The 23,192-nt window shown below is 71.9% G+C and carries 22 protein-coding genes; 12 read left to right on the top strand and 10 right to left on the bottom strand.

From position 1 onward, the window contains the following. Positions 1-160 precede the first annotated feature (160 nt). Positions 161-343, top strand: coding sequence for a hypothetical protein (locus KUM40_RS31230; protein WP_059297537.1), 183 nt, complete (start codon positions 161-163; stop codon positions 341-343). A 97-nt stretch (positions 344-440) separates the two neighbouring features. Here KUM40_RS31230 and KUM40_RS31225 read toward each other — a convergent pair whose 3' ends face one another. Continuing rightward, on the bottom strand, positions 441-1,364 hold the full coding sequence (locus KUM40_RS31225) for a hypothetical protein (RefSeq protein WP_217169552.1): 924 nt from the start codon (positions 1,362-1,364) through the stop codon (positions 441-443). A 289-nt stretch (positions 1,365-1,653) separates the two neighbouring features. Between KUM40_RS31225 and KUM40_RS31220 the strand changes: the two genes are divergently transcribed. Next, positions 1,654-2,550: an oxygenase MpaB family protein gene (locus tag KUM40_RS31220; protein WP_217169551.1), complete on the top strand. Its 897-nt coding sequence runs from the start codon at positions 1,654-1,656 to the stop codon at positions 2,548-2,550. Between the two features lie 293 nt (positions 2,551-2,843). On the opposite strand, the gene KUM40_RS31215 is transcribed toward KUM40_RS31220, so the two are convergent. After that, entirely contained in the window at positions 2,844-3,443 is a 600-nt protein-coding gene (locus KUM40_RS31215; protein WP_217169550.1) for a class I SAM-dependent methyltransferase, read from the bottom strand. Positions 3,444-3,595: 152 nt separating this feature from the next. Here KUM40_RS31215 and KUM40_RS31210 point away from each other — a divergent pair, with 152 nt between their 5' ends. The 5 genes from KUM40_RS31210 to KUM40_RS31190 all read left to right on the top strand — a co-directional run bounded on the left by KUM40_RS31210 (position 3,596) and on the right by KUM40_RS31190 (position 8,565). Further along, positions 3,596-4,369, top strand: a complete 774-nt coding sequence (locus KUM40_RS31210) for an MHYT domain-containing protein (RefSeq protein WP_217169549.1) — start codon at positions 3,596-3,598, stop codon at positions 4,367-4,369. 62 nt (positions 4,370-4,431) lie between these two features. Further along, positions 4,432-7,029, top strand: coding sequence for a nitrate- and nitrite sensing domain-containing protein (locus tag KUM40_RS31205; protein ID WP_217169548.1), 2,598 nt, complete (start codon positions 4,432-4,434; stop codon positions 7,027-7,029). Beyond that, positions 7,026-7,463, top strand: coding sequence for a roadblock/LC7 domain-containing protein (locus KUM40_RS31200; RefSeq protein ID WP_217169547.1), 438 nt, complete (start codon positions 7,026-7,028; stop codon positions 7,461-7,463). The genes KUM40_RS31205 and KUM40_RS31200 overlap by 4 nt, the downstream gene beginning before the upstream one ends. An 18-nt stretch (positions 7,464-7,481) precedes the next feature. Next, on the top strand, positions 7,482-7,895 hold the full coding sequence (locus tag KUM40_RS31195) for a DUF742 domain-containing protein (protein ID WP_217169546.1): 414 nt from the start codon (positions 7,482-7,484) through the stop codon (positions 7,893-7,895). Positions 7,896-7,959: 64 nt separating this feature from the next. Beyond that, on the top strand, positions 7,960-8,565 hold the full coding sequence (locus KUM40_RS31190) for an ATP/GTP-binding protein (RefSeq protein WP_217169545.1): 606 nt from the start codon (positions 7,960-7,962) through the stop codon (positions 8,563-8,565). Between the two features lie 29 nt (positions 8,566-8,594). Here the strand turns inward: KUM40_RS31190 and KUM40_RS31185 are convergent, their stop codons facing one another. Continuing rightward, positions 8,595-9,023, bottom strand: a complete 429-nt coding sequence (locus KUM40_RS31185; RefSeq protein ID WP_217169544.1) for a PPOX class F420-dependent oxidoreductase — start codon at positions 9,021-9,023, stop codon at positions 8,595-8,597. Positions 9,024-9,128: 105 nt separating this feature from the next. Between KUM40_RS31185 and KUM40_RS31180 the strand changes: the two genes are divergently transcribed. Next, positions 9,129-9,545, top strand: coding sequence for a roadblock/LC7 domain-containing protein (locus KUM40_RS31180; RefSeq protein ID WP_217169543.1), 417 nt, complete (start codon positions 9,129-9,131; stop codon positions 9,543-9,545). Positions 9,546-9,683: 138 nt separating this feature from the next. Then, entirely contained in the window at positions 9,684-10,631 is a 948-nt protein-coding gene (locus KUM40_RS31175; RefSeq protein ID WP_217169542.1) for a DUF6397 family protein, read from the top strand. Between the two features lie 13 nt (positions 10,632-10,644). Here KUM40_RS31175 and KUM40_RS31170 read toward each other — a convergent pair whose 3' ends face one another. After that, entirely contained in the window at positions 10,645-11,511 is an 867-nt protein-coding gene (locus KUM40_RS31170; RefSeq protein WP_217169541.1) for an acyl-CoA thioesterase II, read from the bottom strand. Positions 11,512-11,530: 19 nt separating this feature from the next. After that, the gene (locus tag KUM40_RS31165; RefSeq protein WP_217169540.1) at positions 11,531-14,044 is read right to left on the bottom strand and encodes an RNA helicase; all 2,514 of its coding nucleotides are present in this window, start codon (positions 14,042-14,044) and stop codon (positions 11,531-11,533) included. A gap of 145 nt (positions 14,045-14,189) precedes the next feature. On the opposite strand from KUM40_RS31165, the gene KUM40_RS31160 reads away from it, so the two are divergent. After that, positions 14,190-14,984 (top strand): metal-dependent hydrolase, encoded by a 795-nt coding sequence (locus KUM40_RS31160; RefSeq protein ID WP_217169539.1) that lies wholly within the window; start codon positions 14,190-14,192, stop codon positions 14,982-14,984. Positions 14,985-15,004: 20 nt separating this feature from the next. Here KUM40_RS31160 and KUM40_RS31155 read toward each other — a convergent pair whose 3' ends face one another. From KUM40_RS31155 to KUM40_RS31140, 4 genes are all read right to left on the bottom strand, one after another. After that, positions 15,005-15,277: a type B 50S ribosomal protein L31 gene (locus KUM40_RS31155; protein ID WP_217169538.1), complete on the bottom strand. Its 273-nt coding sequence runs from the start codon at positions 15,275-15,277 to the stop codon at positions 15,005-15,007. A gap of 63 nt (positions 15,278-15,340) precedes the next feature. After that, positions 15,341-15,811 carry a DUF5709 domain-containing protein gene (locus tag KUM40_RS31150; RefSeq protein WP_217169537.1) on the bottom strand — a complete coding sequence of 157 codons (471 nt, stop codon included), beginning with the start codon at positions 15,809-15,811 and terminating at the stop codon, positions 15,341-15,343. Positions 15,812-16,162: 351 nt separating this feature from the next. Beyond that, positions 16,163-17,944, bottom strand: a complete 1,782-nt coding sequence (locus KUM40_RS31145; protein WP_217169536.1) for an ABC transporter ATP-binding protein — start codon at positions 17,942-17,944, stop codon at positions 16,163-16,165. Next, complete coding sequence (locus KUM40_RS31140; protein ID WP_217169535.1) at positions 17,941-19,824, bottom strand: ABC transporter ATP-binding protein; 1,884 nt, start codon at positions 19,822-19,824, stop codon at positions 17,941-17,943. The genes KUM40_RS31145 and KUM40_RS31140 overlap by 4 nt, the downstream gene beginning before the upstream one ends. Before the next feature lie 154 nt (positions 19,825-19,978). Here KUM40_RS31140 and KUM40_RS31135 point away from each other — a divergent pair, with 154 nt between their 5' ends. Beyond that, positions 19,979-20,737: a L,D-transpeptidase family protein gene (locus tag KUM40_RS31135; protein ID WP_217169534.1), complete on the top strand. Its 759-nt coding sequence runs from the start codon at positions 19,979-19,981 to the stop codon at positions 20,735-20,737. Positions 20,738-20,753: 16 nt separating this feature from the next. Here KUM40_RS31135 and KUM40_RS31130 read toward each other — a convergent pair whose 3' ends face one another. Next, positions 20,754-21,215: a MarR family winged helix-turn-helix transcriptional regulator gene (locus KUM40_RS31130; RefSeq protein ID WP_217169533.1), complete on the bottom strand. Its 462-nt coding sequence runs from the start codon at positions 21,213-21,215 to the stop codon at positions 20,754-20,756. A 148-nt stretch (positions 21,216-21,363) separates the two neighbouring features. Between KUM40_RS31130 and KUM40_RS31125 the strand changes: the two genes are divergently transcribed. After that, entirely contained in the window at positions 21,364-23,166 is a 1,803-nt protein-coding gene (locus KUM40_RS31125; protein WP_217169532.1) for an ABC transporter ATP-binding protein, read from the top strand. Positions 23,167-23,192 lie beyond the last annotated feature (26 nt).

Genomic DNA, 23,192 nt, shown 5'->3' with positions numbered 1-23,192 from the left:
GGCCTCTCCGGATGCAGTCGCCGACGAGCTCTCAGGCGGGCTATCAGGGGTGTGTAAGGGTCGGGCTCAGGGAGGTCTCAGGGTCGCGGTACGGAACCGTCGGGAGCGCGGGCCCGTTTTCAGGACAGAGAGCGGCAGTGGCCGCGAAGGAGGCGACATCATGTCGAAGAACGCCAAGGTCGCAGCAGGGGGTGTGGCGGTCGGGCTCATCCTGCTGATCTGGCTGCCCTGGTGGGCTGCCCTGCTGATAGTTCTGGGAGTCCCGGCCGCCGCTTACCTCACCCTGGATCCCTCCCAGCGGCGCAGGCTGCGCCGTGTCTCGCGCAAGGAGATTGGCCGATGAGGCCCTGACGGCGTCCCGGTCCGACCGCCGTCGGAACGGCGGCGTGAAACGGGACACCAGACACCACGGGGCAGACGCATCACAGGCCGGGTCGTGGTCAGCTCGGCCGTACGGCCATTTTGTCGAGGGCCTCCAGGAGCCCGGGCAGCGAGGGCCCCCGCCCTACCGGCAGAACCTCACCTGGTTCCTCGTCGAGCAGGATGAAAGCGATGTCGTCGGTTCTGGCGACGAGCGACCAGCCGGGACCGTCGGCACGCAGCGTCCGGGCGTCCCCCGGCGCGAACGACGACCGGACCCGGCCAAGCGGCGGTGGTGTGTCGACGTAGGCGTGGGCCTCCGCGAGTACCCGCCGGACACCGCCGTGTCCGAAGGTCCCCGTGCCGGTCCGGTCGTCGGCGGCACCCGCCTCGTCCGTGGCGCAGGCCTGGGCGTCCTCGCCCGTGCCCGCGTCCGCGTCCCCCTCCCCGCCGTCGCCGGGGACGCCGTCCACCACACCGGCGCCGCCGTCCGGCACCGGGAACTCCGCGTCGTCGATCTGCTCCCGCCACTGCGCCCACTGCAGGGCGATCTCGTCGGCCCCCAGACGGCGCTGCGCGGGCCCCCAGACAGTGGTGTCCGGCGGGCACAGCGCGGGCTGGTCGGCGACCTCGGGCCCGGGATCGTGCGGCACCGGCACACCGGGTGCCGCCACGGCGACCGCGAGGGGCCAGCCGGGCAGCGCGGCGACGACCATGCGCTCGTCCGGCGACAGGTCGTACTCCATGCCGCAGTCCCAGGACGCCACGGCGACGGCGACCAGCGAGACGTCGTCGATGACGACGGTCCACCGGGCGCCGTCTCCGTCCTGGCCGAGCACCAGGCCGTAGCCGTCGGCCAGTGGTGGGAGACCGAGCGCGGCGCACGCCTCCGGGTAGTCGTCGCCCAGCACACTCGGAAACTTCGCCGGCGTCAGCAGCACTGCCGTGAGCACATAGAGCGCATCGTCCGCGGCGGCGACGGCGTCCTCATCCGTCCCGGCCATCCCAGCCTCCCCATCGGTTCGTCCAATGGCGCGCACCCTAGTGCGCCCGGGAAGCCCTTGTCACGACTCCCAGACGCACTCGAGCTGCAGCTTTCCGGCTGGACGGGGGCGAATCGACCACTCGGAACCGGGATGGGACGCTCAAGCCGCGGGCAGTCCCAGGAGCGCGCGAGCGCGATGACGGGCCCGGCACGCCGGCTCGTCCACCCGCCGATCGCCTTGGCCGAACGTGCATGCTCTGCTACTCAACGTAGAGTTGAACGTTCGACGGCAGAAGGGGGCGGCCACGGTGCAACGCTTCGAACGGCTGGCACAGATCCGGCGCATGGATCCCCACGAGGACGCGTCGGAGATCTACCGGCTGTCCTCGGCCTACGAGTTCCCCTGGGACTTCGCCCGCGCCCTGGAGCTGGCGCTCTACCGTACCTACGCCGTGCCGAGCATCGGCCGGCTGCTCGCCGAGACCGCGGAGTTCACCGAGCGGCCGCAGACGCGGTACGACGACACGGCACTGCTTCTCGATGCCATCGTGGAGCACGGCTTCGCCAGCGAGCAGGGTCGCACGGCCCTGAGGCGCATCAACCGGATGCACAGCGGCTACGACATCACCAACGACGACATGCGGTACGTCCTGTGCACGTTCGTCGTGGTCCCCAAACGCTGGATCGACACCTACGCATGGCGCAGGATGTCGCGCCACGAGACCGTGGCCTGTGCCGTCCACTACCGGACGCTGGGACGGCACATGGGCATCAAGGACATCCCCCGGTCCTACGAGGAGTTCGAAGCCTGCCTCGACGCCTACGAGAAGGCCCACTTCGCCTGGGACGAGGCCGCGCGCCGCGTCTCCGACGCCACACTCGACCTCATTGCCTCCTGGTATCCGCGCCCCCTCGCACCGCTCCTGCGCGCCGGGACTCTCGCACTGCTCGACGAGCCCCTTCTGCGGGCCTTCGGATACGTCCCGCCGAGCTCCGCCACCCGAGCGGTCGTTCGCCACGCGGTCAGGCTGCGCGGGCGCGCGGTCCGCCTGCTGCCACCGAGGCGTGCCCCGCACCATGCCCGGCAGAACCGGGAGATCAAGGGCTACCCGAACGGGTACCGGCTGGCGGATCTCGGCACCCGCCCGGTGCCCGGCGTCCGGGGCTGTCCGGTACGCCACATCGACACGTCGGCCGCCGAGTGAGGCGATCGTCTCCCGCAGCCGGCCGAGTTCGGCCCGGGAGGCGGCGCCCTCGCGCCCGCGCGACGACCAGGACGCCCCCTCGGTGAGCGTCACCGCGCTGACCGGCCGCACGCGCCCGGTCAGCGCGGTGACGCGCTTGCACAGCTCGTAGCCGTGCAGCGGGACGTCATGGAGGAGTCCGAGGACGGCGAGTTCCCGCAAGCCCACAAGGGCGAACTCAGCGGTGAACCGGAGGGCCTGGAGGCCCTGGAGGCCGCGGGCGGGCGCGCGGCACTCACGGGGCCGGGCCGAGGTCAGCCCTCGCGGACCGCCAGGGCCAGGAAACGGGCGTCCTCGTCGACGTACGCCGTCATGTCCCAGCCGGAACCGGCCAGCAGGGGGCGGAGATTGGGCTCGGCGCGCAGGTCGTCGGGCGTGATCCGCCGCCCCTGCCGGGCCGCGAGTGCCGCCCTGCCGATCGGGTGGAACAGCGCCAGCACACCGCCGGGCCGCACTACGCGCGCCAACTCCCGCAGATTTCCGGCCGGATCGGGCAGGTGCGCGACGAGACCCGCCGCGAACACGGCGTCGAGTGAGCGCGACCGCAGCGGCAGCGCGGCGACGTCGGTCAGCAGCAGGCGCCCGTCACGGTCCCTCCCGGCCCGTACGGCGGAGTGGAGCATGGCAGGCGTCAGGTCGGCCCCGACCACCAGCCCCGACGGCCCCACGGCCGTACGCAACGGGGGCAGGGCGCGCCCGGTGCCGCATCCCGCGTCGAGCACGCGATCACCCTTGCGCAGCCCCAGCTCGCCGACCGCGGCCGCGTAGGCCGGGCCGTCGTCGGGGAACCGGCGGTCCCAGTCGGCGGCGCGGGCGCCGAAGAACTCCTGGACGTGCGTGTGGTCGTCACTCATGCTTCGCATGATCCCCCAACGGCACAGAAGATGCCGCGGCGCACACGTTCGAGCGTGACGCGATCGTTCCAGCGCTTCTCTGTGTCAGATAGCAACACCTTTCGAAATGCGCCCCCGTTGTGCGCCCTGTTCGGGACTAGCGTCCCGGGGCCATGGGACACCTGGACCACGCCGCCCTGGGCTGGCTGACCCCGGCGCTGTCGTACGCGATGGCCTGTACCGGCGCGGCCCTCGGGCTGCGCTGCACCGTGCGCGCGCTCGCCACCACCGGCCGCCCGCGCCGCAACTGGCTCCTGACCGCGGCCTCGGCGATCGGCACGGGCATCTGGACGATGCACTTCGTCGCCATGCTCGGCTTCCGGGTCAGCGGCACCGACATCCGCTACGACGTGCCACTCACCCTCGCGAGCCTGCTCGTCGCCATGCTCGTCGTCTGCGCCGGTGTCTTCGCGGTCGGCTACGGCCGCAACCGCGCGCGAGCACTCCTGCTCGGGGGACTCACCACGGGGACCGGCGTCGCGAGCATGCACTATCTCGGCATGGCAGCCGTGCGCCTGCACGGCGAGGTGAGCTACGACCCGGTGCGCGTGGGACTGTCCGTGCTCATAGCCGTCGCCGCGGCCACCGCGGCCCTGTGGGCGGCGCTCAACACCGAGTCACCCCTCGCGGTCACCCTCGCCTCGCTGATCATGGGCGCGGCGGTGAGCAGCATGCACTATACCGGCATGTTCGCGGTGAGCGTGCGGGTCACGCCCTCCGGCGAGGCGCTGCCCGGGGCCACGGCGATGCAGTTCATCTTCCCCCTCGCCGTCGGCCTCGGGTCCTACCTCTTCCTGACATCGGCCTTCGTCGCGCTGTCGCCGACGGCTGGGGAGCGCGAAGCGTCCGCCGCGGCCCGGCAACCCGCCGGCAACGCCGCCCCGTAACGGCGGATCCGGGCATCAGGACCCGGCGACAACGCACTCACCCCGTCCCGAACGAGGAGGCCATGCGTCCACCCCGTACCACCACCACCGCAGCAGGCGCCGAGAGGCCGCCCGGGCCGCCCGGCCCGACCGTGCGCGGCCGTCGCGCACACGCCGGACCACCGGCCGACGAGAGCCCGGACGAGCCCATGGGCGAGGCGACCGATCCGCCCGCCACGCGCGCGTGGCGCGGGCGCGTAAGGCCCCGCACCGTGCGCGCCAGGATCGTCTGCCTCCTGATGGTGCCCGTCGTTTCTCTGCTCGCCCTGTGGGCGTACGCCACCGTCACCACCGCCCAGGACATCTCCCGGCTGCGGCAGGTCCAGCGCGTGGACGCCGGCGTCCGGGCCCCCGTCAGCGCTGCCGTCGCCGCCCTGCAGGCCGAGCGGCTCGCCGCCGTACGCCACGCCACCGACCCGGCGGCGGTGCCGGGCACCGACTACCGAGAACTGTCCGCGCGCACCGACCGCGCGGTCGGAAAGCTCCGGCTCGGAGACCGCCACACCGTCGCCGACAGTGAGGAACTGCCCGCCGCAGTGGCCAGGCGGCTCGAGGCGTTCGTCACCGGCACCGAACGGCTGGGGGCGCTGCGTACGGCCGTCCTCGACCACCGCGCGGGCTGGGAGCAGGCCTACCGCCAGTACACGACGGCCATCTCGGCGGCCTTCCAAGTGGGTGGCGCGCTGAGCGGCATCCAGGACGCCGATCTGGGATCCGACGCACGTGTACTGGTCGAATTCGCCCGCGCGGGCGAGGCGCTGGCCCAGGAGGACGTCCTGCTGGCCAGTGCCCGCCTGGCCGACGGCCTCAACGGCGAGAGGCTGCGGCTGCTCACCGGCGCCGTCGACACGCGCCGGACCCTCACCGGGGCCTCCGTCGCCGATCTGCGCGGTTCCGAGCGCGCGGCCTGGCAGGACCTGGCCGGCAGCGGCGCCTACAAGAGCGTGGGCGCGACGGAGGACAGGCTGCTCGCCCGCGGTTCGCAGGCACCGGCGCTCGAGGCGGCGGCACCCCGGTCCACCTGGAACGGGGCCCACGCGCGCGTGCGCGACGGTATGCGGGCGATCGAGCGGGACGCCGGACGCGGAGTCGCCGACCGGGCCGACCCGTTCACCCGCGGCGTGCTCACTGCGGCCGGGGCCGCGGTCCTGTTCGGCCTGCTCGCCGTCGCCGCGTCGCTCGTCATCTCCGTCCGCATCGGCCGCGGCCTGGTGGTCGAGCTGGTGAGCCTGCGCAACAGCGCCCTGGAGATCGCCCGGCACAAACTCCCCGAGGCGATGCGCAGGCTGCGCGCGGGAGACGACATCGACATCCGGTCGGAGGCACCGACGCGGCCTCCCGCCGAGGACGAGGCCGGGCAGGTCGCCGAGGCTCTGAGCACCGTGCACCGGGCCGCCCTGCGGGCCGCGGTGGAACGCGCCGAACTCGCCGGCGGCATCGCCGGGGTCTTCGTCAACCTCGCCCGCCGCAGCCAGGTCCTCGTCCACCGCCAACTGAGCCTCCTGGACAGCATGGAACGCCGTTCCGACGACCCCAACGAACTCAGCGACCTCTTTCGCCTCGACCACCTCACCACCCGCATGCGGCGCCACGCCGAAAGCCTGATCATCCTCTCCGGCGCCGCACCCGGACGGGCCTGGCGCATGCCGGTCTCCCTCACCGACGTGGTCCGTGCCGCCGTCTCCGAAGTCGAGGACTACGCGCGCGTGGAGGTGCGACAACTACCCGAGGCCTCCGTCAACGGCGCGGCCGTCGCCGATGTCACCCACCTCATGGCCGAGATCATCGAGAACGCCGCCCAGTTCTCACCACCCCACACACGCGTGCGGGTCACCGGTGAACCCGTCGGCAACGGCTACGCGATCGAGGTCGAGGACCGCGGCCTCGGCATGGGCAGGGACGCCCTCGCGGAGGCCAACCGCCGCATCACCCGGTCCGAGACCCTCGACCTGTTCGACAGCGACCGGCTCGGCCTGTTCGTCGTCAGCAGGCTCGCCGCCCGGCAGGACATCAAGGTGCATCTCAAGACATCCCCGTATGGCGGGACCACCGCCGTCGTCCTGCTGCCCACCGCGCTCCTGCACAGCGCCACGGCGGAACGTTCTCCCCGGGCGGTGCACGAGGCACCGCGGCCCGAGGAGCACCTGTACGCGCGCGTGTCCGGCGCCGCCGGACATCAGGAGCCGGTTCCGGCACCGGTCGACCGGCCGTCGCTGACATCCGCCGCACCGGCGGCGACGCAGATCACGGCATCGGGCCGGCCCCCGGGAGTGCCCGCCCTGCGACTGCACCGGTCCCCCGACGCCCGCGACGCCCCTGACGCCTCTGACGGCCAAGTGAAGAGCGACGGCCCTCACCCCGCACAGCCGGCAGGGGAAACCGACGACCTTCCCCGGCGCGTGAAGCAGGCCAGCCTCGCCCCCCAACTGCGCGACGGGCGCCCCGCGGAGCCGACGCGACCAGGTGCGGCGCACGGCGACGAAGAGCGCACACCGGAAGTCGTACGGGACCGCATGGCGGCCTACCGCGAGGGCTGGTCGCGCGGCGGTGGCCGGCGCCCCGGCCCCGCGACACCGCCGGATCCGCCGACCGGCAACAGCACTGAAGGAGACCCCGCATGATCCAGAATCCCGGCACGGGGGCCGTCCGGCGGACCCGCGAACTCGACTGGCTCCTGGACGACCTCGTCGGGTGCGTGCACGAGGTACGGCACGCCGTGGTGCTGTCGAACGACGGACTCCCCGTGGGCGCGTCGAACGGACTCGACCGCGAGGACGCCGAACACCTCGCGGCGGTCGCCTCCGGCTTCCACAGTCTGGCCAAGGGGGCGGGCCGGCACTTCGGAGCCGGGGGAGTACGCCAGACCATGGTCGAGATGGACGACGGGTTCCTGTTCGTGGCGGCCGCGGGAGAGGGCTCGTGCCTCGCCGTCCTCACCGCCGTGACCGCCGACATCGGCCTCGTGGCCTACGAGATGGCACGGCTGGTGAGACGCGTCGGCGAGCACCTCCACACCGCGCCGCGCGCCGCTGCCCGGCCGCCCGTCGGCGGATGACCCGGAAGGGCCTCACCGATGACCGACGACATCACGGGCGGCGACCGGGAAGGGCCCGGCAGCCAGTGGTACGACAACGAGGCCGGGCCGCTCGTCCGCCCCTACGCGATGACCGGCGGACGCACCCGGCCGGGCACCACAGGAGTCCGGTTCGATCTGATCGCCCTCGTCACGCGCGCCCCCGGCGCACCGGACGTCGACGACACCGTGCTCGGACCCGAACACCGGACACTGATCGGCCTGTGCCGCACGGAGACCCAGTCCGTCGCCGAACTCGCCGCGGACGCCGATCTGCCCGTGGGTGTCGTCAGAGTGCTCCTGGGCGACCTGGTGGAACTGGGGTCAGTGACCGTCAGCCGTCCCGTGCCCCCGGCGCAGTTGCCCGACGAACGGATCCTGCGCGAAGTGATCGACGGACTGCGCGCACTGTAGAGAAAACCGAAGGACCATGACCGGCACGAACGTGCACGACCACCCGGACCGGGAGAAGTGATCGATGGAGTCCGAACGCTCCGACGCCACGGACGGCGACTCGACCGCGCTGGCGTTGAAGATCCTGGTCGCCGGAGGCTTCGGCGTGGGCAAGACCACCCTGGTCGGGGCGGTCAGCGAGATCAGGCCGCTGCGCACGGAGGAACTGCTCAGCGAGGCCGGCCTGCTGGTCGACGACACCGACGGCAACGACCGGAAGGTCACCACGACCGTCGCCATGGACTTCGGCCGCATCACCATCCGCTCCGGCCTCTCCCTCTACCTCTTCGGCACACCGGGGCAGGACCGATTCTGGTTCCTCTGGGACGAACTGGCCCAGGGCGCGCTCGGCGCCGTCGTCCTCGCGGACACCCGGCGCCTGGCGGACTGCTTCCCGGCGGTGGACTACTTCGAGCACCGGCACATCCCGTTCGTGGTGGCCGTGAACTGCTTCACGGGAGCACGCCGCCACGACACCCGGAACGTCCAGCGTGCCCTCGACCTCGACCCCGGAACGCCCGTGGTGCTGTGCGACGCCCGGGACCGCGACTCCGGGAAGGAGGTGCTGATCCGGCTGGTCGAGTACGCCGGGCGGGTGCACACCGCCCGGCTGCTCGACTCCGTGCGCTGACCGGACCGCCGCGAGCCCGCCCGGCGGTCTCAGTCCGCCACGGACTTCAGGGCCAGGACCTTGTCCACGGGGACACGGACGAGGAGTTCGCCCGGGACGCCGTTGCGCGCGCCGAACTCCTCGGCGCGTTCCTCACCCATGTACCGGGCGCCGAGCCGGGCGGCCCAGTGCCGGAGTTCGGCGAGGTCCTCCGAGATCCGCGCACGCCCCTGCAACACGACGAAGCCGAAGGGCGGCCGGTCGTCGTCCACACACAGCGCGATCCGGCCGTCACGGGCCAGATTGCGCCCCTTCACGGTGTCCTTGCCGGTGTTGAACACCACGTCGTCCCCGTCCAGCAGGAACCAGATCGGCGCCACATGCGGGCTGCCGTCCGCCCGAACGGTCGAGAGCTTGCCGGTGCGGGTGCCGCCCGAGACGAACGCCCGCCATTCCTCATCGGTCATCTTCTGTGCCATGCCCCCATCCTCCTTGCCCGGAGCACGGGCGTGGTGAAGGCTGGCTGACGGGTCCCCCGGCCAGGGGGAGGCAACACGTACGGGGAGACACGGGGAGATCGGATCATGGTGCAGAACCAGGGACTCGGCTGGCTGCTTGACGACCTGACCGCGCGCGTCGAACACGTACGGCATGCGTTGGTCCTGTCCAACGACGGGCTGGTGACCGGAGCCAGTACGGGTCTGCGACGCGAGGACGCCGAGCACCTCGCCGCCGTCTCGTCCGGACTGCACAGCCTCGCCAAGGGCTCCGGCCGCCACTTCGGCGCCGGTCAGGTACGGCAGACGATGGTCGAGTTCGACGACGCCGTGCTGTTCGTCACCGCCGCCGGCTCGGGCAGTTGCCTGTGCGTGCTCAGCGGCGCGGAGACCGACATCGGACAGATCGCGTACGAGATGACGCTGCTCGTGAACCGAGTGGGTGAGCACCTCGACGTCGATGCCCGGCAGCCGGGACGGATATCACCCACAGAGGAGCCCTGACCTGGTCATTCATCGCTCCCACGAGACGGACCGCGGAGTTTTCCACAGGCTTGCCACGCATGTCGCGATCGACGCTACGGTTTTTGTGTCAGGCGGGCGCGGACGGCGCCGGCCGCACACTCCACGGGGGAGACGACCATGTCCGGCGACATCATCACGCACGAGATCACCGCCACCACCGAGCAGCGACGCGCCGTCGGCGCCACCGGCCGCGGCACCTCGCTCGCCCCGAGCCGCGCGGCACGGGAACTCGGACTCAAACGCAGTGAGTTCGACCTCGCCGTACACCTCGGCCGTGTCCGCACCGTACCCGACGAAGGGGGAGGCGGCCGACGCGTCGCCCGGGACGAGATCGAGCGGATCCGGGCGGGGGAGGGGTTCCCCGAAGCACTCCGGGACAGTGTCAGGGCCGTTGGCACCACAGCGGGCGCGGCCCTGATGGAAGTGAGCGGTGCCCGGTTCACCCGCCTGGCACGGCTGGGACTGCTGGTGCCCGTGCACTTCTACCTCAACCGCTATCGAGCCGTCGTCTGGCTGTACCTGGCCGAAGAGCTACGGCAGTTCGCGGCCGACGAGAAGAACGCCGCGCTGCTGAGGGGCCGCACGCCCGAAGGGCTGCGAGACCAGTTGACGGAGGGCCTGGACCTCCGCTCGCGCAACTGGCGTGGCCGGCATCTGGGGTTCCTGCTCCGCAAGGCCGACGACCCGTGGGCCCGGGCCGCCGCGGTGGCATCACTCCTCGACCCGGTCGAGGTCTCGGAGATCGTCGTCGACCCCTACGAACGGTCCTGCCTGAACCGGTTCCGCCCGGTGCGGCCGGCCCACACCGCACCCGGCTCCCCGGCCTCTCAACGTGCCGAGGAGATCATGACGGCGACCGACGCGGACGAGGTCGACTGGCTCAGGACGGACCTGGCCGAGGCGCTGGAGACCGCCCGCCGGCACCGTCCCGCGCCACGTCCCGCACCGAGGGACCACGAGCGGCGTCCGGTACCGGCGGCACCGGACGCACCCGGCCACCGGGCGTCGGAGCAGCCCGGAGGGTTCCGAGGCATGCTGGGCCGGCTGTGGCGCGGAGACTCCTGACCTTCAGGGTCCTCTACAGGGCCCTGAAGAGCCCTTCCTGGACGACGGAGACCAGCATGCGCCCTTCCGTGTCGTAGATCCGCCCGCGGGCCAGACCGCGCCCACCGGTCGCGATCGGCGACTCCTGGTCGTACAGGAACCACTCGTCCGCCCGGAACGGACGGTGGAACCACATGGCGTGGTCCAGCGACGCCATGTCGAAACCCCGAGGACCCCAAAGGGGCTCCACCGGGATGCGCACGGCGTCCAGGAGCGTCATGTCGCTGGCGTAGGTCAGGGCGCAGGTGTGCACGAGGGGGTCGTCGCCCAGCGGCCCGACCGCGCGCATCCACACGGCGCTGCGGGGTTCGGCGCCCTTGACGTCCTCGGCACTCCAGCGCAGGCGGTCGACGTAGCGGATGTCGAAGGGCTGACGACGGGCCATCCGCTCCAACTGCTCCGGCAGCGCGCCCAGGTGCTCCCGCACCTCGTCGCTGACCGTCGGCAGGGATTCGGGATCCGGGACCTTGCGGGCCGGCGGGAGCTGGTGCTCGAAACTCCCCTGCTCAGGCTTGTGAAAGGAGGCGGTGAGCGTGAAGATCGTGCGGCCCTGCTGCACGGCGGTGACCCGGCGGGTCGTGAACGACCGTCCGTCCCGGTCCCGTTCGACCTGGTACACGATCGGCACGCCGGGGCGTCCGGGACGCAGGAAGTACGCGTGCAGCGAGTGCACGGGGCGGTCTCCGTCGGTGGTGCGGCCCGCGGCGACCAGTGCCTGGCCGGCCACCTGGCCGCCGAAGACCCGCTGCAGCGACTCCTCGGGGCTGCGGCCACGGAAGATGTTGACCTCGATCTGCTCCAGGTCGAGCAGGGCGACGAGGCTCTCGGCCGGATTCGTCATCGTTGGGGTTCTCCTGTGCTCACAACTGGCCGACATCGGTGACGCGGACGATCGCACGGCCCTCCGCGTCGGAGGCCGTGAGGTCGACCTCCGCGCTGATGCCCCAGTCGTGGTCGTCGTTCGGGTCGTCGAAGATCTGCCGCACGCGCCACAGCGCGTCCTGCGGCTCCTCCTCGATGATCAGCAGCTTCGGACCGCGGGCGTCGGGGCCGGTGCCGAGGTCGTCGTACTCGTCCCAGTACTTGTCCATGGCCTCGCCCCACGCGTCGGCGTCCCAGTCGGCGTCGGAGTCCATCTCGCCCAGCTCACCGACGTGGTCGAGGGCGGCGAGCTCGACACGGCGGAACATGGCGTTGCGGACCAGCACACGGAAGGCGCGCGCGTTGGCGGTGACCGGGCGTACCTGGTCCGCCTTCTCCTGAGCCTCCTCGGCGGTCATCTCCTCCGGGTTGGCGAGCTGCTCCCACTCGTCGAGGAGGCTGGAGTCGACCTGCCGCACCATCTCGCCGAGCCACTCGATCAGATCCTGCAGGTCCTCGGACTTCAGGTCGTCCGGCACGGTGTGGTCGAGGGCCTTGTAGGCGCTCGCCAGGTAGCGCAGCACGATGCCCTCGGTGCGGGCCAGTTCGTAGTGGGAGACCAGCTCCGTGAAGGTCAGCGCCCGCTCGTACATGTCACGGATGACCGACTTGGGGGACAGCGGATGGTCACCGACCCAGGGGTGGCTCCTGCGGTACGTGTCGTAGGCGTGGAAGAGCAGCTCCTCCAGGGGCCTCGGGTACGTGATGTCCTGGAGGCGCTCCATGCGCTCCTCGTACTCGACACCGTCCGCCTTCATCGCGGCCACGGCCTCACCGCGCGCCTTGTTCTGCTGGGCGGCGAGAATCTGCCGCGGGTCGTCCAGCGTGGACTCCACGACCGACACCATGTCCAGCGCGTACGACGGCGACTCCGGGTCCAGCAGCTCGAAGGCGGCCAGGGCGAACGTGGACAGCGGCTGGTTGAGCGCGAAGTCCTGCTGGAGATCGACCGTGAGACGCACGATGCGCCCCTCGGCGTCCGGCTGGTCGAGCTTCTCCACGATGCCGCCGTCCAGCAGCGAGCGGTAGATGGCGATCGCCCGCCGGATGTGCCTGAGCTGCTGCTTGCGCGGCTCGTGGTTGTCCTCCAGCAGGTGCCGCATCGCGGCGAAGGCGTTGCCGGGGCGGGCGATCACCGACAAGAGCATGGTGTGCGTGACCCGGAAGCGGGACATCAGCGGCTCGGGCTCGGAACCGATGAGCTTCTCGAACGTGCTCTCCGACCAGGCCACGAAGCCCTCGGGCGCCTTCTTGCGGACGACCTTCCGCCGCTTCTTCGGGTCGTCACCGGCCTTCGCGAGCGCCTTCTCGTTCTCGACGACGTGCTCGGGCGCCTGGGCGACGACGAAGCCCTCGGTGTCGAACCCGGCACGTCCGGCCCGGCCGGCGATCTGGTGGAACTCCCGGGCCCTCAGCGTGCGGACCCGGGTGCCGTCGTACTTGGAAAGAGCCGTGAACAGCACGGTCCGGATGGGCACGTTGACGCCCACGCCGAGCGTGTCCGTCCCGCAGATCACCTTCAGCAGACCCGCCTGCGCGAGCTTCTCCACCAGTCGCCGGTACTTGGGCAGCATGCCGGCGTGGTGGACCCCGATGCCGTGCCGGACGTAGCGGGACAGGTTGCGGCCGAACTTCGTGGTGAAGCGGAAGTTGCCGATCAGCTCGGCGATCCGCTCCTTCTCCTCGCGCGTGCACATGTTGATGCTCATCAGCGCCTGCGCCCGCTCCACGGCCTGCGCCTGGGTGAAGTGCACGATGTAGACGGGGGCCTGCCGGGCCGCCAGCAGATCGGTGAGCGTCTCGGTCAGCGGTGTGTAGCGGTACTCGTAGGAGAGCGGCACGGGACGGGTGGCCGAGCGGACCACCGCGGTGGGACGGCCGGTGCGGCGCGCGAGGTCCTTCTCGAAGAACGAGACGTCACCGAGCGTCGCCGACATCAGGACGAACTGGGCATGCGGCAGTTCCAGCAGCGGGATCTGCCAGGCCCAGCCGCGGTCCGGCTCCGCGTAGAAGTGGAACTCGTCCATGACCACCTGGCCGATGTCCGCGTGCTTGCCGTCACGCAGCGCGATCGACGCCAGGACCTCGGCGGTGCAGCAGATGACGGGGGCGTCGGCGTTCACGGAGGCGTCACCGGTCAGCATGCCGACGTTCTCCGTGCCGAACATCTTGCACAGCTCGAAGAACTTCTCCGACACCAGGGCCTTGATCGGAGCTGTGTAGAAAGTGACCTCGTCCCGGGCCAGGGCGGCGAAGTGGGCGCCCGCAGCGATCATGCTCTTGCCGGACCCGGTGGGCGTCGACACGATCACGTTCGCGCCGGAGACCACCTCGATCAGCGCCTCCTCCTGATGGGAGTAGAGCGTGAGACCGCGTTCCTGGGCCCACGCCTCGAAGGCTTCGTACAGGGCGTCGGGGTCGGCGGTCCGCGGCAGCTGATCGATGAGGGTCACGCCCCCATCTTGCCTGCCCCGGGCCGCGAGGGGGGAATCGGCTGTCCGCGTGAAGATCACGAACGCTACGCTGGGTCGTCGACGAGGCAACAGCGGACACGGACAACTGCACAGCGGCACACGAGGAATGGGGCGGGCAGCGGCGATGATGGGACCAGCACACTCACTTTCGGGGGCCGCGGCCTGGCTCGGCGTCGGAGCGGCGACCGCCGCCGCGGGACACCCGATGCCCTGGCCGGTGCTGCTCGCCGGAGCCCTGATCTGCGCCGGAGCGGCGCTCGCCCCGGACCTCGACCACAAGGCGGCCACCATCTCCCGGGCCTTCGGACCGGTCTCACGGGGCCTGTGCGAGATCGTCGACAAGCTGTCCGCCGCCGTCTACAAGGGCACGAGGAAGCGGGGCGACCCGCGCCGCTCCGGCGGACACCGCACACTGACGCACACCTGGCTGTGGGCGGTCCTGATCGGCGCAGGCACCTCGGCGCTGGCCATCACGGGCGGCCGCTGGGCGGTCCTGGCGATCCTCTTCGTACACATGGTGCTCGCCATCGAGGGCCTGCTCTGGCGGGCCACCCGCGGCTCCAGCAGCGACGTGCTGGTCTGGCTGCTGGCGGGGACCAGCGCGTGGATCCTCGCCGGGATACTGGACAAGCCGGACGGCGGCGCCGACTGGCTGTTCACCGCGCCGGGCCAGGAGTACCTGTGGCTGGGGCTGCCGATCGTGCTCGGCGCGCTGGTGCACGACATCGGGGACGCGCTGACCGTCTCGGGCTGCCCCATACTCTGGCCGATACCGGTGGGCCGCAAGCGGTGGTACCCCATCGGCCCGCCGAAGGTCATGCGGTTCCGGGCGGGCAGCTGGGTGGAGCTGAAGGTGCTGATGCCGGTGTTCATGCTGCTCGGGGGAGTGGGCTGCGCGGCGGCACTCAACGTCATCTGAGGGACGCGGACCCCGTCCGCTCAGCCGGCTTCCCCGGCGTCCTGCCCTTCGCCCGCGCCGTAACGCCGCTCGAAGCGGGCGACGCGTCCCTCCGAGTCCACCGTTCGCGCCTTGCCCGTGTAGAAGGGGTGGCTCTCCGAGGAGATCTCCACGTCCACCACCGGGTAGGTCTCGCCGTCGTCCCACGCGATCGTCCGGTCGCTGATCGCGGTGGACCGGGTGAGGAAGGCGTACCCGGCAGTGCGGTCACGGAAGACGACGGGCCGGTAGTCGGGGTGCTTGTCCTGCTGCATGGCTGCTCCTCGTACGGCACGGATCATTGGAGCGACGACGCGGGCCTGTCGTCGCGGGTGGCGTCAGCCGGGCAGGGAGTCCTCGTCGACGACGTGCATCGCGGCCTCCTCGGCGGAGGCGGCCGCGCCGTCGATGCCCACGTCCATGGCGACCAGCGCCGACTCCTCGTCCTCGTGTGCCCCTTCGTCGGGCGCCACGAGCCGGCCGGAACGGTCCGCGCCGACCTCGTTGTCCAGCAGTTCCCCGTCGGTGCCGTCGGAGTCGCCCAGTCCGTCGCCGTCGGGCGCGAGCTGGTCCGGCCGCTCCTCGGCGAGCCGCTGGTCCAGCGTTTCGCCCCGGTGCCGTTCGGCGGCCGTCACACCGGTGTGCTCCACCGCCCAGGGGCGCTCGGGCGGGGACCAGCCCCGGTCGAGGGGATCGTCGACACCGTCCTCCTCGAGGGTGTCCTCGCCGTCGAGGAGCCCGGTGTCCTCCCGCTGCTCGGATCCGTCGGGCTGGTAGACGTCATCTCCCCATCCGTCGGCGCTGTTCACGGGTACCTCCAGGGGGTGGGGACCGGCCCCTTCTCGCCGTGCACGGCGGCGGGCCGCCGCCGCACGGGGCACAGGCCTGACCCGTCGCGGAACCGCGCGGTTCCCGGGCCCACCTCGAACCGGTGCCTCCTCCCACCCTTCCACTCCCGTTCGGGACCGCGCAACGGCACGGACCCCGCCGGGGTACCCGCCACGCCCGTGGGGATCCCCGCCACGCCTGTCCCTCCCGCTTCACCAGCTCCCCCGTCCCTCGCCCACCGGCCGGCCGCCGGTGACGCGTCCACCCCCTGTACGCGGCCGGATGTGCCCGGTTCTAGGCCCGGTGTCCCACCGCCGAAGAGGGCCACCTGCTCACCCGTGCCAGGACCGCCACAGCGCCGCGTAGGCGCCGTCCGCCGCGACGAGCTCGTCGTGGCCGCCCAGCTCGCTGATCCGGCCGTTCTCGACCACGGCGATGACGTCCGCGTCGTGGGCGGTGTGCAGGCGATGGGCGATCGCGATCACCGTCCGGCCGTCCAGGACCCGGGCCAGGGACCGTTCGAGGTGGCGCGCGGCCCGCGGGTCGAGCAGGGACGTCGCCTCGTCCAGCACCAGGGTGTGCGGGTCGGCCAGCACCAGACGGGCCAGTGCGATCTGCTGCGCCTGCGCCGGAGTGAGCGCGAAGCCGCCCGAGCCGACCTCGGTGTCCAGACCCCCGTCGAGAGCGCGGGACCAGTCGTCCGCGTCGACCGCGCCCAGCGCCGCCCACAGCTCGGCGTCGGTGGCGCCGGTCCTGGCGAGGCGGAGGTTGTCGCGCAGGGAGCCCACGAAGACGTGGTGTTCCTGGTTGACGAGGGCGACGTGCGAGCGGACCCGTTCGGCGGACATCCGGGACAGCTCCGCGCCGCCCAGGGTGATCCGGCCCTCGCGGGGGCCGTAGATGCCGGCCAGCAGCCTGCCCAGCGTGGACTTGCCCGCACCCGAGGGGCCGACCAGGGCGAGCCTGGTGCCGGGGGCGACCTCCAGCGACACCTTGCGCAGGACGTCCACGCCCTCGAGGTAGCCGAAGTGCACGCGGTCGGCGTGCACGTGCCGTCCGTCGGGGGCCAGCACGGGGTCACCGGCGTCCGGCTCGATGTCCCGCACGCCCACCAGCCGGGCCAGGGAGACCTGGGCCACCTGCAGCTCGTCGTACCAGCGCAGGATGATGCCGACCGGGTCGACGAGCATCTGCGCGATCAGCGCGGCCGTGGTGAGCTGACCGACCCCGATCCAGCCCTGGAGGACGAACACACCACCGACGAGCAGGACGGAGGCGAGCACGGTCACATGGGTGACGTTGATGACCGGGAAGAGCACGGAGCGCAGCCAGAGCGTGTAGCGCTCCCAGGCCGTCCACTCCCTGATCCGGCGCTCCGACAGTTCGATGCGACGCGCGTCGAGGCGGTGGGACTCGACGGTGCGCCCGGCGTCCACGGTCTCGGCGAGCGCGGCGGCCACCGCGGCGTACCCGGCGGCCTCCGAGCGGTAGGCGGAGGGCGCCCGCCGGAAGTACCAGCGGCAGCCGATCACCAGCAGTGGCACCGCGATCAGCACCGCCGGCGCCAGCGGCGGTGCCGTCACCACCAGCCCGCCGAGCAGCAGCACCACCCACACGGCACCGATCGCGAGCTGCGGCACGGCCTCGCGCATGGCGTTGGCGAGCCGGTCGATGTCCGTGGTGATCCGGGAGAGCAGGTCACCCGTGCCGGCCCGTTCGAGGACGCCGGGCGGCAGTCCGACCGACCGCACGAGGAAGTCCTCGCGCAGATCGGCCAGCATCCGCTCGCCGAGCATGGCCCCCCGCAGTCGTACCTCGCGTACGAACACGGCCTGCACGACGAGGGCGAGCACGAAGAACGCGACGGTCGGGCCCAGGTGCAGTTCGCGCGCGTCGTCCGAGACCCGTTCCACGAGCCCGCCCAGCAGGTAGGGGCCCGCCATCGAGGCGATCACGGCGACGGTGTTGACGGAGACGAGGAAGAGGAACGCCCGACGGTGCCGGCGCAGCAGCTCGCCCGCGTACGCGCGTACGGTCGCGTGGGCGCCGACGGGCAGGGTGCTCGCCGTCGTGGGTGCCGCCGGGTCGTAGGACGGGGGCGCGACGCCGATCATGCCGTCTCCTCGATCTCTTCCAGTCGGTGCAGTACGGCGTCGTCGCTCAGGGCGCCGTCACGGTCGTCGTCGCGGCCGTCGCCGGTCAGGGACTTCGTCGCCTCGCTCCCGGCCGGTACGCGCTCGGGGCGCCCCGCGGTCGCGGTCTCCTCGTCGGTCTCGCGGGTCACCACCGCCCGGTACCGGGGCTCGGTGTGCAGCAGTTCCCGGTGGGCGCCGACCGCGGCGACGTCGCCGTCGTGCAGGAACACGATCCGGTCCGCGCGGTCCAGCAGCAGCGGCGACGAGGTGAACACCACCGTGGTGCGCCCCGCGCGCAGTGCCCGCACACCTTCCGCGATCCGCGCCTCGGTGTGGGAGTCCACGGCCGAGGTCGGTTCGTCCAGGACGAGTGCCTCCGGATCGGTGATCAGGGACCGGGCCAGTGCGAGCCGCTGGCGCTGGCCGCCGGACAGCGACCGGCCCCGCTCGGTGATGCGGGCTTCCATCGGGTCCTCGGCGCCCAGCGAGCCCTGCGCGAGGGCTGCCAGTACGTCGTCGCACTGGGCGGCGGCCAGCGCGTCCTCGGCGAGGACGGCGCCGGACGCCGGCACGTCCAGCAGTTCGCGCAGCGTGCCGGAGAGCAGCACCGGGTCCTTGTCCTGCACCAGGACGGCGGTGCGCGCGGACTTCAGCGGCAGCTCGTCCAGCGGCACCCCGCCCAGCAGGGCCGACGTGCCCTTCTGAGAGGGGTGCCCGCCCAGCCGCTCCGCCAGGCGCCCGGCCGCGTCCGGGTCACCGCACACCACGGCGGTGAACCGGCCCGCCGACGCCAGGAGACCGGTGGCCGGGTCGTACAGGTCCCCGGCGGGGGCCTCGGCGCCGCGCGAGCCCGCGGTGTCCGTCGCCCGTTCCAGAGCCAGCACCCGCGCGGCCCGTTTGGCCGAGGGCCGGGAGAAGGAGTACGCCATGGCGATCTCCTCGAAGTGCCGCAGCGGGTAGGTGAGGATCATGACGGAGCTGTAGACGGTGACGAGTTCGCCGACGCCGATGCGGCCCTCGCGGGCCAGGTGGACTCCGTGCCAGACCACCGCGATCAGCAGCAGCCCCGGCAGCAGCACCTGGATCGCCGAGATCAGGGACCACATACGGGCGCTGCGCACGGCCGCGTGGCGCACCTCCTGGGAGGCGCCGCGGTAGCGGTCGAGGAAGAGTTCCTCGCCGCCGATGCCGCGCAGCACGCGCAGGCCGGCGACGGTGTCCGAGGCGAGTTCGGTGGCGCGGCCGGCCTTGTCGCGCTGGACGTCGGCCCGCCGGGTGGCCCGGGGCAGCAGGGGCAGTACGGCGAGGGCCAGCACCGGCAGGCCCACGATCACGACGACGCCGAGCGCCGGCTCGTAGACGACCAGCGCCACGCAGACCAGAACGATGGTGAGCGCGGCCGCGGTGAAGCGGGAGACGGCCTCCACGAACCAGCCGATCTTCTCGACGTCGCCGGTCGACACGGCCACGACCTCGCCGGCCGCGACACGACGGGTCAGCGCCGAGCCCAGCAGCGCGGTCTTGCGGGCCAGGAGTTGCTGGACGCGGGCCGCGGCGGTGATCCAGTTGGTGATGGCGGCGCGGTGCAGGAAGGTGTCGCCGATCGCGTTGCCGACGCAGCACAGCACCATGACGCCGCCCGCGAGGGCGAGCCGCGTACCGGAACGGTCGACGACGGCCTGGATGGCGAGCCCGACGCAGAACGGCAGGGCGGAGACGGAGCCGAAGTGCAGCAGGCCCCAGGCCAGCGACTTGAGTTGTCCGCCCAGTTGGTTGCGGAACAGCCACCACAGGAATCGGGGGCCCGAGCGTGCGTCCGGCACGCCCGGGTCGGGATACGGAAGGTCTTGGATCTGCATGACGTCCCAGTGGCTCGTGTCAGGGGGTGCCGTCGCGATGCGGCATCAAGAGACTGCAAACCGTGAAAGGTTCGCGTCGCCGCATGCCCAAAATCAAGCGGTTTTCCGCGGTGGGGTACGAATCCGGTCCCGCGGCGGGTGCGACGATGGACGGATGGGAAGTGGTGGTGGACGGCGTACGGCGGTCGCGATGGCGGCCCTTGGATCCCTGCTGGCGGTGACGGCGCTGTCCGCGTGCGGCGGCCCGTCGGGGCACGGCACGGACTCCGGAGGGAGCGGACCCCCCGGCGGGGCGGGCCGGAGCAGTGCCACCGCCGACCCGACAAGGATCCCCGGTGTCGGCGACCGGCTCCAGGGGCGCATCCCCGCCGGCTCACGGCAGGTCGTCGCGGTGTACGGCGACGGGAGGGATTCCGCCGACTCCACCGTCGTGCTCTACACGAAGCAGGGCTCCGCCTGGCACCGCGCCCGCAGTTGGGCGGCGCACAACGGCACGAAGGGGTGGACGACCGACCACCACGAGAACGACAAGCGCACCCCCGTCGGCGTGTTCACGCTCAGCGACGCCGGCGGCGTGCTCCCGGACCCGGATCCGGCCCCCGGCAGCGGACTGCCGTACAGCCGGTCCGCGGCCTTCGCCGCACCGCGGTGGTGGGCCAAGTCGTACTGGCACGACTTCGACTACGTCATCGCCATCGACTACAACCGGGTCAAGGGCACCCCGCCGAACGACCCGACCCGCCCCGAAGGCACGTCCAAGGGCGGTTCGATCTGGCTGCACATGGACCACGGCAGCGGTACGTCGGCCTGCGTCAGCCTGCCCAAGCCGGCGATGGAGTACCTGCTGCGCACGCTCGACCCGGACCGGCACCCCGTGGTGGTGATGGGTGACAGAGCGGACCTGAAGGCCTGACCCCGGGCCCTTCGGATCACGCCTTCCGACGGCACGGCCCGGCGTCGGGCCCGTCGATCAGCGTGTCCAGCAGTCCGCCGAGCACCCCGCGCTGCTCGTCCGTCAGCGGCGCCAGGATCTCCTCCGCGGCGGACCGGCGCGCGCCGCGCAGTTCCCGCAGGGCCGCGCGCCCGTCGTCGGTCAGCTCGATCCGGATGACCCGGCGGTTGGCGGGATCCGGGGCGCGACGCACCTTCCCGGCCGCCTCAAGACCGTCGACCAGTGTCGTCACCGCCCGGGGCACGACCTCCAGGCGCTCGGCCAGATCTGCCATACGAGGGGGCGAGCCGTAGTGCGCCAGCGTGCGCAGCAGCCGGGACTGGGCCGGTGTGATGCCGAGGTCGCGGTGCTCGAGATGACGCTTCTGGATGCGGTGCACGCGGCGGGTGAGCCGCAGCAACTGCTCGGCGAGCAGGCCGTCGGGATCGGGGGCGGTCATACGGGAACAATATCAGGATGACGTTCATTGTGAGTATAGGTAACAATGACCTATGATCCGTAAGGTCCGCGAGAACCTGCGGCGGTTCCCCGAGGCCCGCCCTCCGCAGCTCTCGTGGGTCTCCCCTCGCCCCCCTCCGAAGGAGCCCATGCACCCCGATCGCGAATCCGCCTGGAGCGCACCCGCCGACGCCAAGGAACAGCCCCGGCAGGTGCGCCGCATCCTGAAGCTGTTCCGTCCCTACCGCGCCCGCCTCGCGGTCGTCGGCCTGCTGGTCGGCGCCGCGTCCCTGGTGTCGGTCGCCACGCCCTTCCTGCTGCGGGAGGTCCTCGACGTCGCGATCCCCGAGGGGCGCACGGGCCTGCTGAGCCTGCTGGCCCTCGGCATGATCTTCGGCGCGGTCCTCACCAGCGTCTTCGGCGTGCTGCAGACGCTGATCTCCACGACCGTCGGCCAGCGCGTCATGCACGACCTGCGCACCGCCGTCTACGGCCGGCTGCAGCAGATGTCCCTCGCCTTCTTCACCCGCACCCGTACCGGCGAGGTCCAGTCCCGCATCGCCAACGACATCGGCGGCATGCAGGCCACCGTCACCTCCACGGCGACCTCCCTGGTCTCCAACCTCACCAGCGTGATCGCCACGATCGTCGCCATGGTCGTCCTCGACTGGCGGCTCACCGTCGTCTCGCTGCTCCTGCTCCCGGTGTTCGTGTGGATCAGCCGGCGCGTCGGCCGGGAACGCAGGAAGATCACCACCCGGCGCCAGAAGCAGATGGCCGCGATGGCCGCGACGGTCACCGAGTCGCTCTCCGTCAGCGGCATCCTGCTCGGCCGCACCATGGGCCGGTCCGACTCGCTCACCCGCGCCTTCGCGGACGAGTCCGAAGGCCTGGTCGACCTGGAAGTGAGGTCGAACATGGCGGGCCGCTGGCGGATGGCCGTCATCACGATCGTCATGGCCGCCATGCCGGCCGTCATCTACTGGACCGCGGGCATCGCCCTGCAGGTCGGCGGCCCCGACGTCTCCCTCGGCACGATCGTCGCCTTCGTCTCGCTCCAGCAGGGGCTGTTCCGCCCGGCCGTGAGCCTGCTGTCGACCGGCGTCCAGATCCAGACCTCGCTCGCGCTCTTCCAGCGCATCTTCGAGTACCTCGACCTGCCGATCGACATCACCGAGCGGGAGGACCCCGTCCACCTCGACCACATCAAGGGCGAGGTCCGCTTCGAGAACGTCGGCTTCGGCTACGACGGCAAGGGCGGCCTGGTGCTCGACGGCATCGACATCACCGTCCCGGCCGGCAGCAGCCTCGCCGTCGTCGGTCCCACCGGCGCCGGCAAGTCCACCCTCGGTCACCTGGTGCCGCGGCTGTACGACGTGACGGGCGGCCGGGTCACCCTCGACGGGGTCGACGTGCGCGACCTCGACTTCGACACCCTCGCCCGCGCCGTCGGCGTCGTCTCGCAGGAGACGTACCTCTTCCACGCCTCGGTCGCCGAGAACCTGCGCTTCGCCAAGCCGGACGCCACCGACGCGGAACTGGCGGCGGCGGCGGGAGCGGCCCAGATCCACGACCACATCGCCGCCCTGCCCGACGGCTACGACACGGTGGTCGGCGAGCGCGGCCACCGCTTCTCCGGTGGCGAGAAGCAGCGCCTGGCCATCGCCCGCACCATCCTGCGCGACCCGCCCGTCCTCGTCCTCGACGAGGCGACCAGCGCCCTGGACACCCGTACCGAGGCCGCCGTGCAGGACGCCATCGACGCCCTGTCGGCCAACCGCACCACGATCACCATCGCCCACCGCCTGTCCACCGTCCAGGACGCCGACCGGATCGTGGTGCTCGACTCCGGACGCCTGGCCGAACAGGGCACGCACGAGGCACTGCTGGCGCAGGACGGGAGGTATGCCGCGCTGGTCCGCCGGAACGCCCGACTGGAGCCGACAAGATGACGATATGCCGGGTTTGTCGGCAAATG

The organism is Streptomyces sp. AC512_CC834 (assembly GCF_019049325.1).
In the GTDB taxonomy this organism is placed as follows: domain Bacteria; phylum Actinomycetota; class Actinomycetes; order Streptomycetales; family Streptomycetaceae; genus Streptomyces.
Note: the sequence above shows the minus strand (reverse complement) of the source record. Positions and strands in the feature narration are given on the sequence as shown.

Coding starts and splice junctions, on each gene's coding strand:
- KUM40_RS31205 (WP_217169548.1), top strand. CDS start 4,432: ATGCGTCCACCCCGTACCACCACCACCGCAGCAGGCGCCGAGAGGCCG.
- KUM40_RS31230 (WP_059297537.1), top strand. CDS start 161: ATGTCGAAGAACGCCAAGGTCGCAGCAGGGGGTGTGGCGGTCGGGCTC.
- KUM40_RS31125 (WP_217169532.1), top strand. CDS start 21,364: ATGCACCCCGATCGCGAATCCGCCTGGAGCGCACCCGCCGACGCCAAG.
- KUM40_RS31130 (WP_217169533.1), bottom strand. CDS start 21,215: ATGACCGCCCCCGATCCCGACGGCCTGCTCGCCGAGCAGTTGCTGCGG.
- KUM40_RS31145 (WP_217169536.1), bottom strand. CDS start 17,944: ATGATCGGCGTCGCGCCCCCGTCCTACGACCCGGCGGCACCCACGACG.
- KUM40_RS31155 (WP_217169538.1), bottom strand. CDS start 15,277: ATGCAGCAGGACAAGCACCCCGACTACCGGCCCGTCGTCTTCCGTGAC.
- KUM40_RS31160 (WP_217169539.1), top strand. CDS start 14,190: ATGATGGGACCAGCACACTCACTTTCGGGGGCCGCGGCCTGGCTCGGC.
- KUM40_RS31225 (WP_217169552.1), bottom strand. CDS start 1,364: ATGGCCGGGACGGATGAGGACGCCGTCGCCGCCGCGGACGATGCGCTC.
- KUM40_RS31190 (WP_217169545.1), top strand. CDS start 7,960: ATGGAGTCCGAACGCTCCGACGCCACGGACGGCGACTCGACCGCGCTG.
- KUM40_RS31200 (WP_217169547.1), top strand. CDS start 7,026: ATGATCCAGAATCCCGGCACGGGGGCCGTCCGGCGGACCCGCGAACTC.
- KUM40_RS31175 (WP_217169542.1), top strand. CDS start 9,684: ATGTCCGGCGACATCATCACGCACGAGATCACCGCCACCACCGAGCAG.
- KUM40_RS31180 (WP_217169543.1), top strand. CDS start 9,129: ATGGTGCAGAACCAGGGACTCGGCTGGCTGCTTGACGACCTGACCGCG.
- KUM40_RS31215 (WP_217169550.1), bottom strand. CDS start 3,443: ATGAGTGACGACCACACGCACGTCCAGGAGTTCTTCGGCGCCCGCGCC.
- KUM40_RS31140 (WP_217169535.1), bottom strand. CDS start 19,824: ATGCAGATCCAAGACCTTCCGTATCCCGACCCGGGCGTGCCGGACGCA.
- KUM40_RS31210 (WP_217169549.1), top strand. CDS start 3,596: ATGGGACACCTGGACCACGCCGCCCTGGGCTGGCTGACCCCGGCGCTG.
- KUM40_RS31170 (WP_217169541.1), bottom strand. CDS start 11,511: ATGACGAATCCGGCCGAGAGCCTCGTCGCCCTGCTCGACCTGGAGCAG.
- KUM40_RS31195 (WP_217169546.1), top strand. CDS start 7,482: ATGACCGACGACATCACGGGCGGCGACCGGGAAGGGCCCGGCAGCCAG.
- KUM40_RS31185 (WP_217169544.1), bottom strand. CDS start 9,023: ATGGCACAGAAGATGACCGATGAGGAATGGCGGGCGTTCGTCTCGGGC.
- KUM40_RS31135 (WP_217169534.1), top strand. CDS start 19,979: ATGGGAAGTGGTGGTGGACGGCGTACGGCGGTCGCGATGGCGGCCCTT.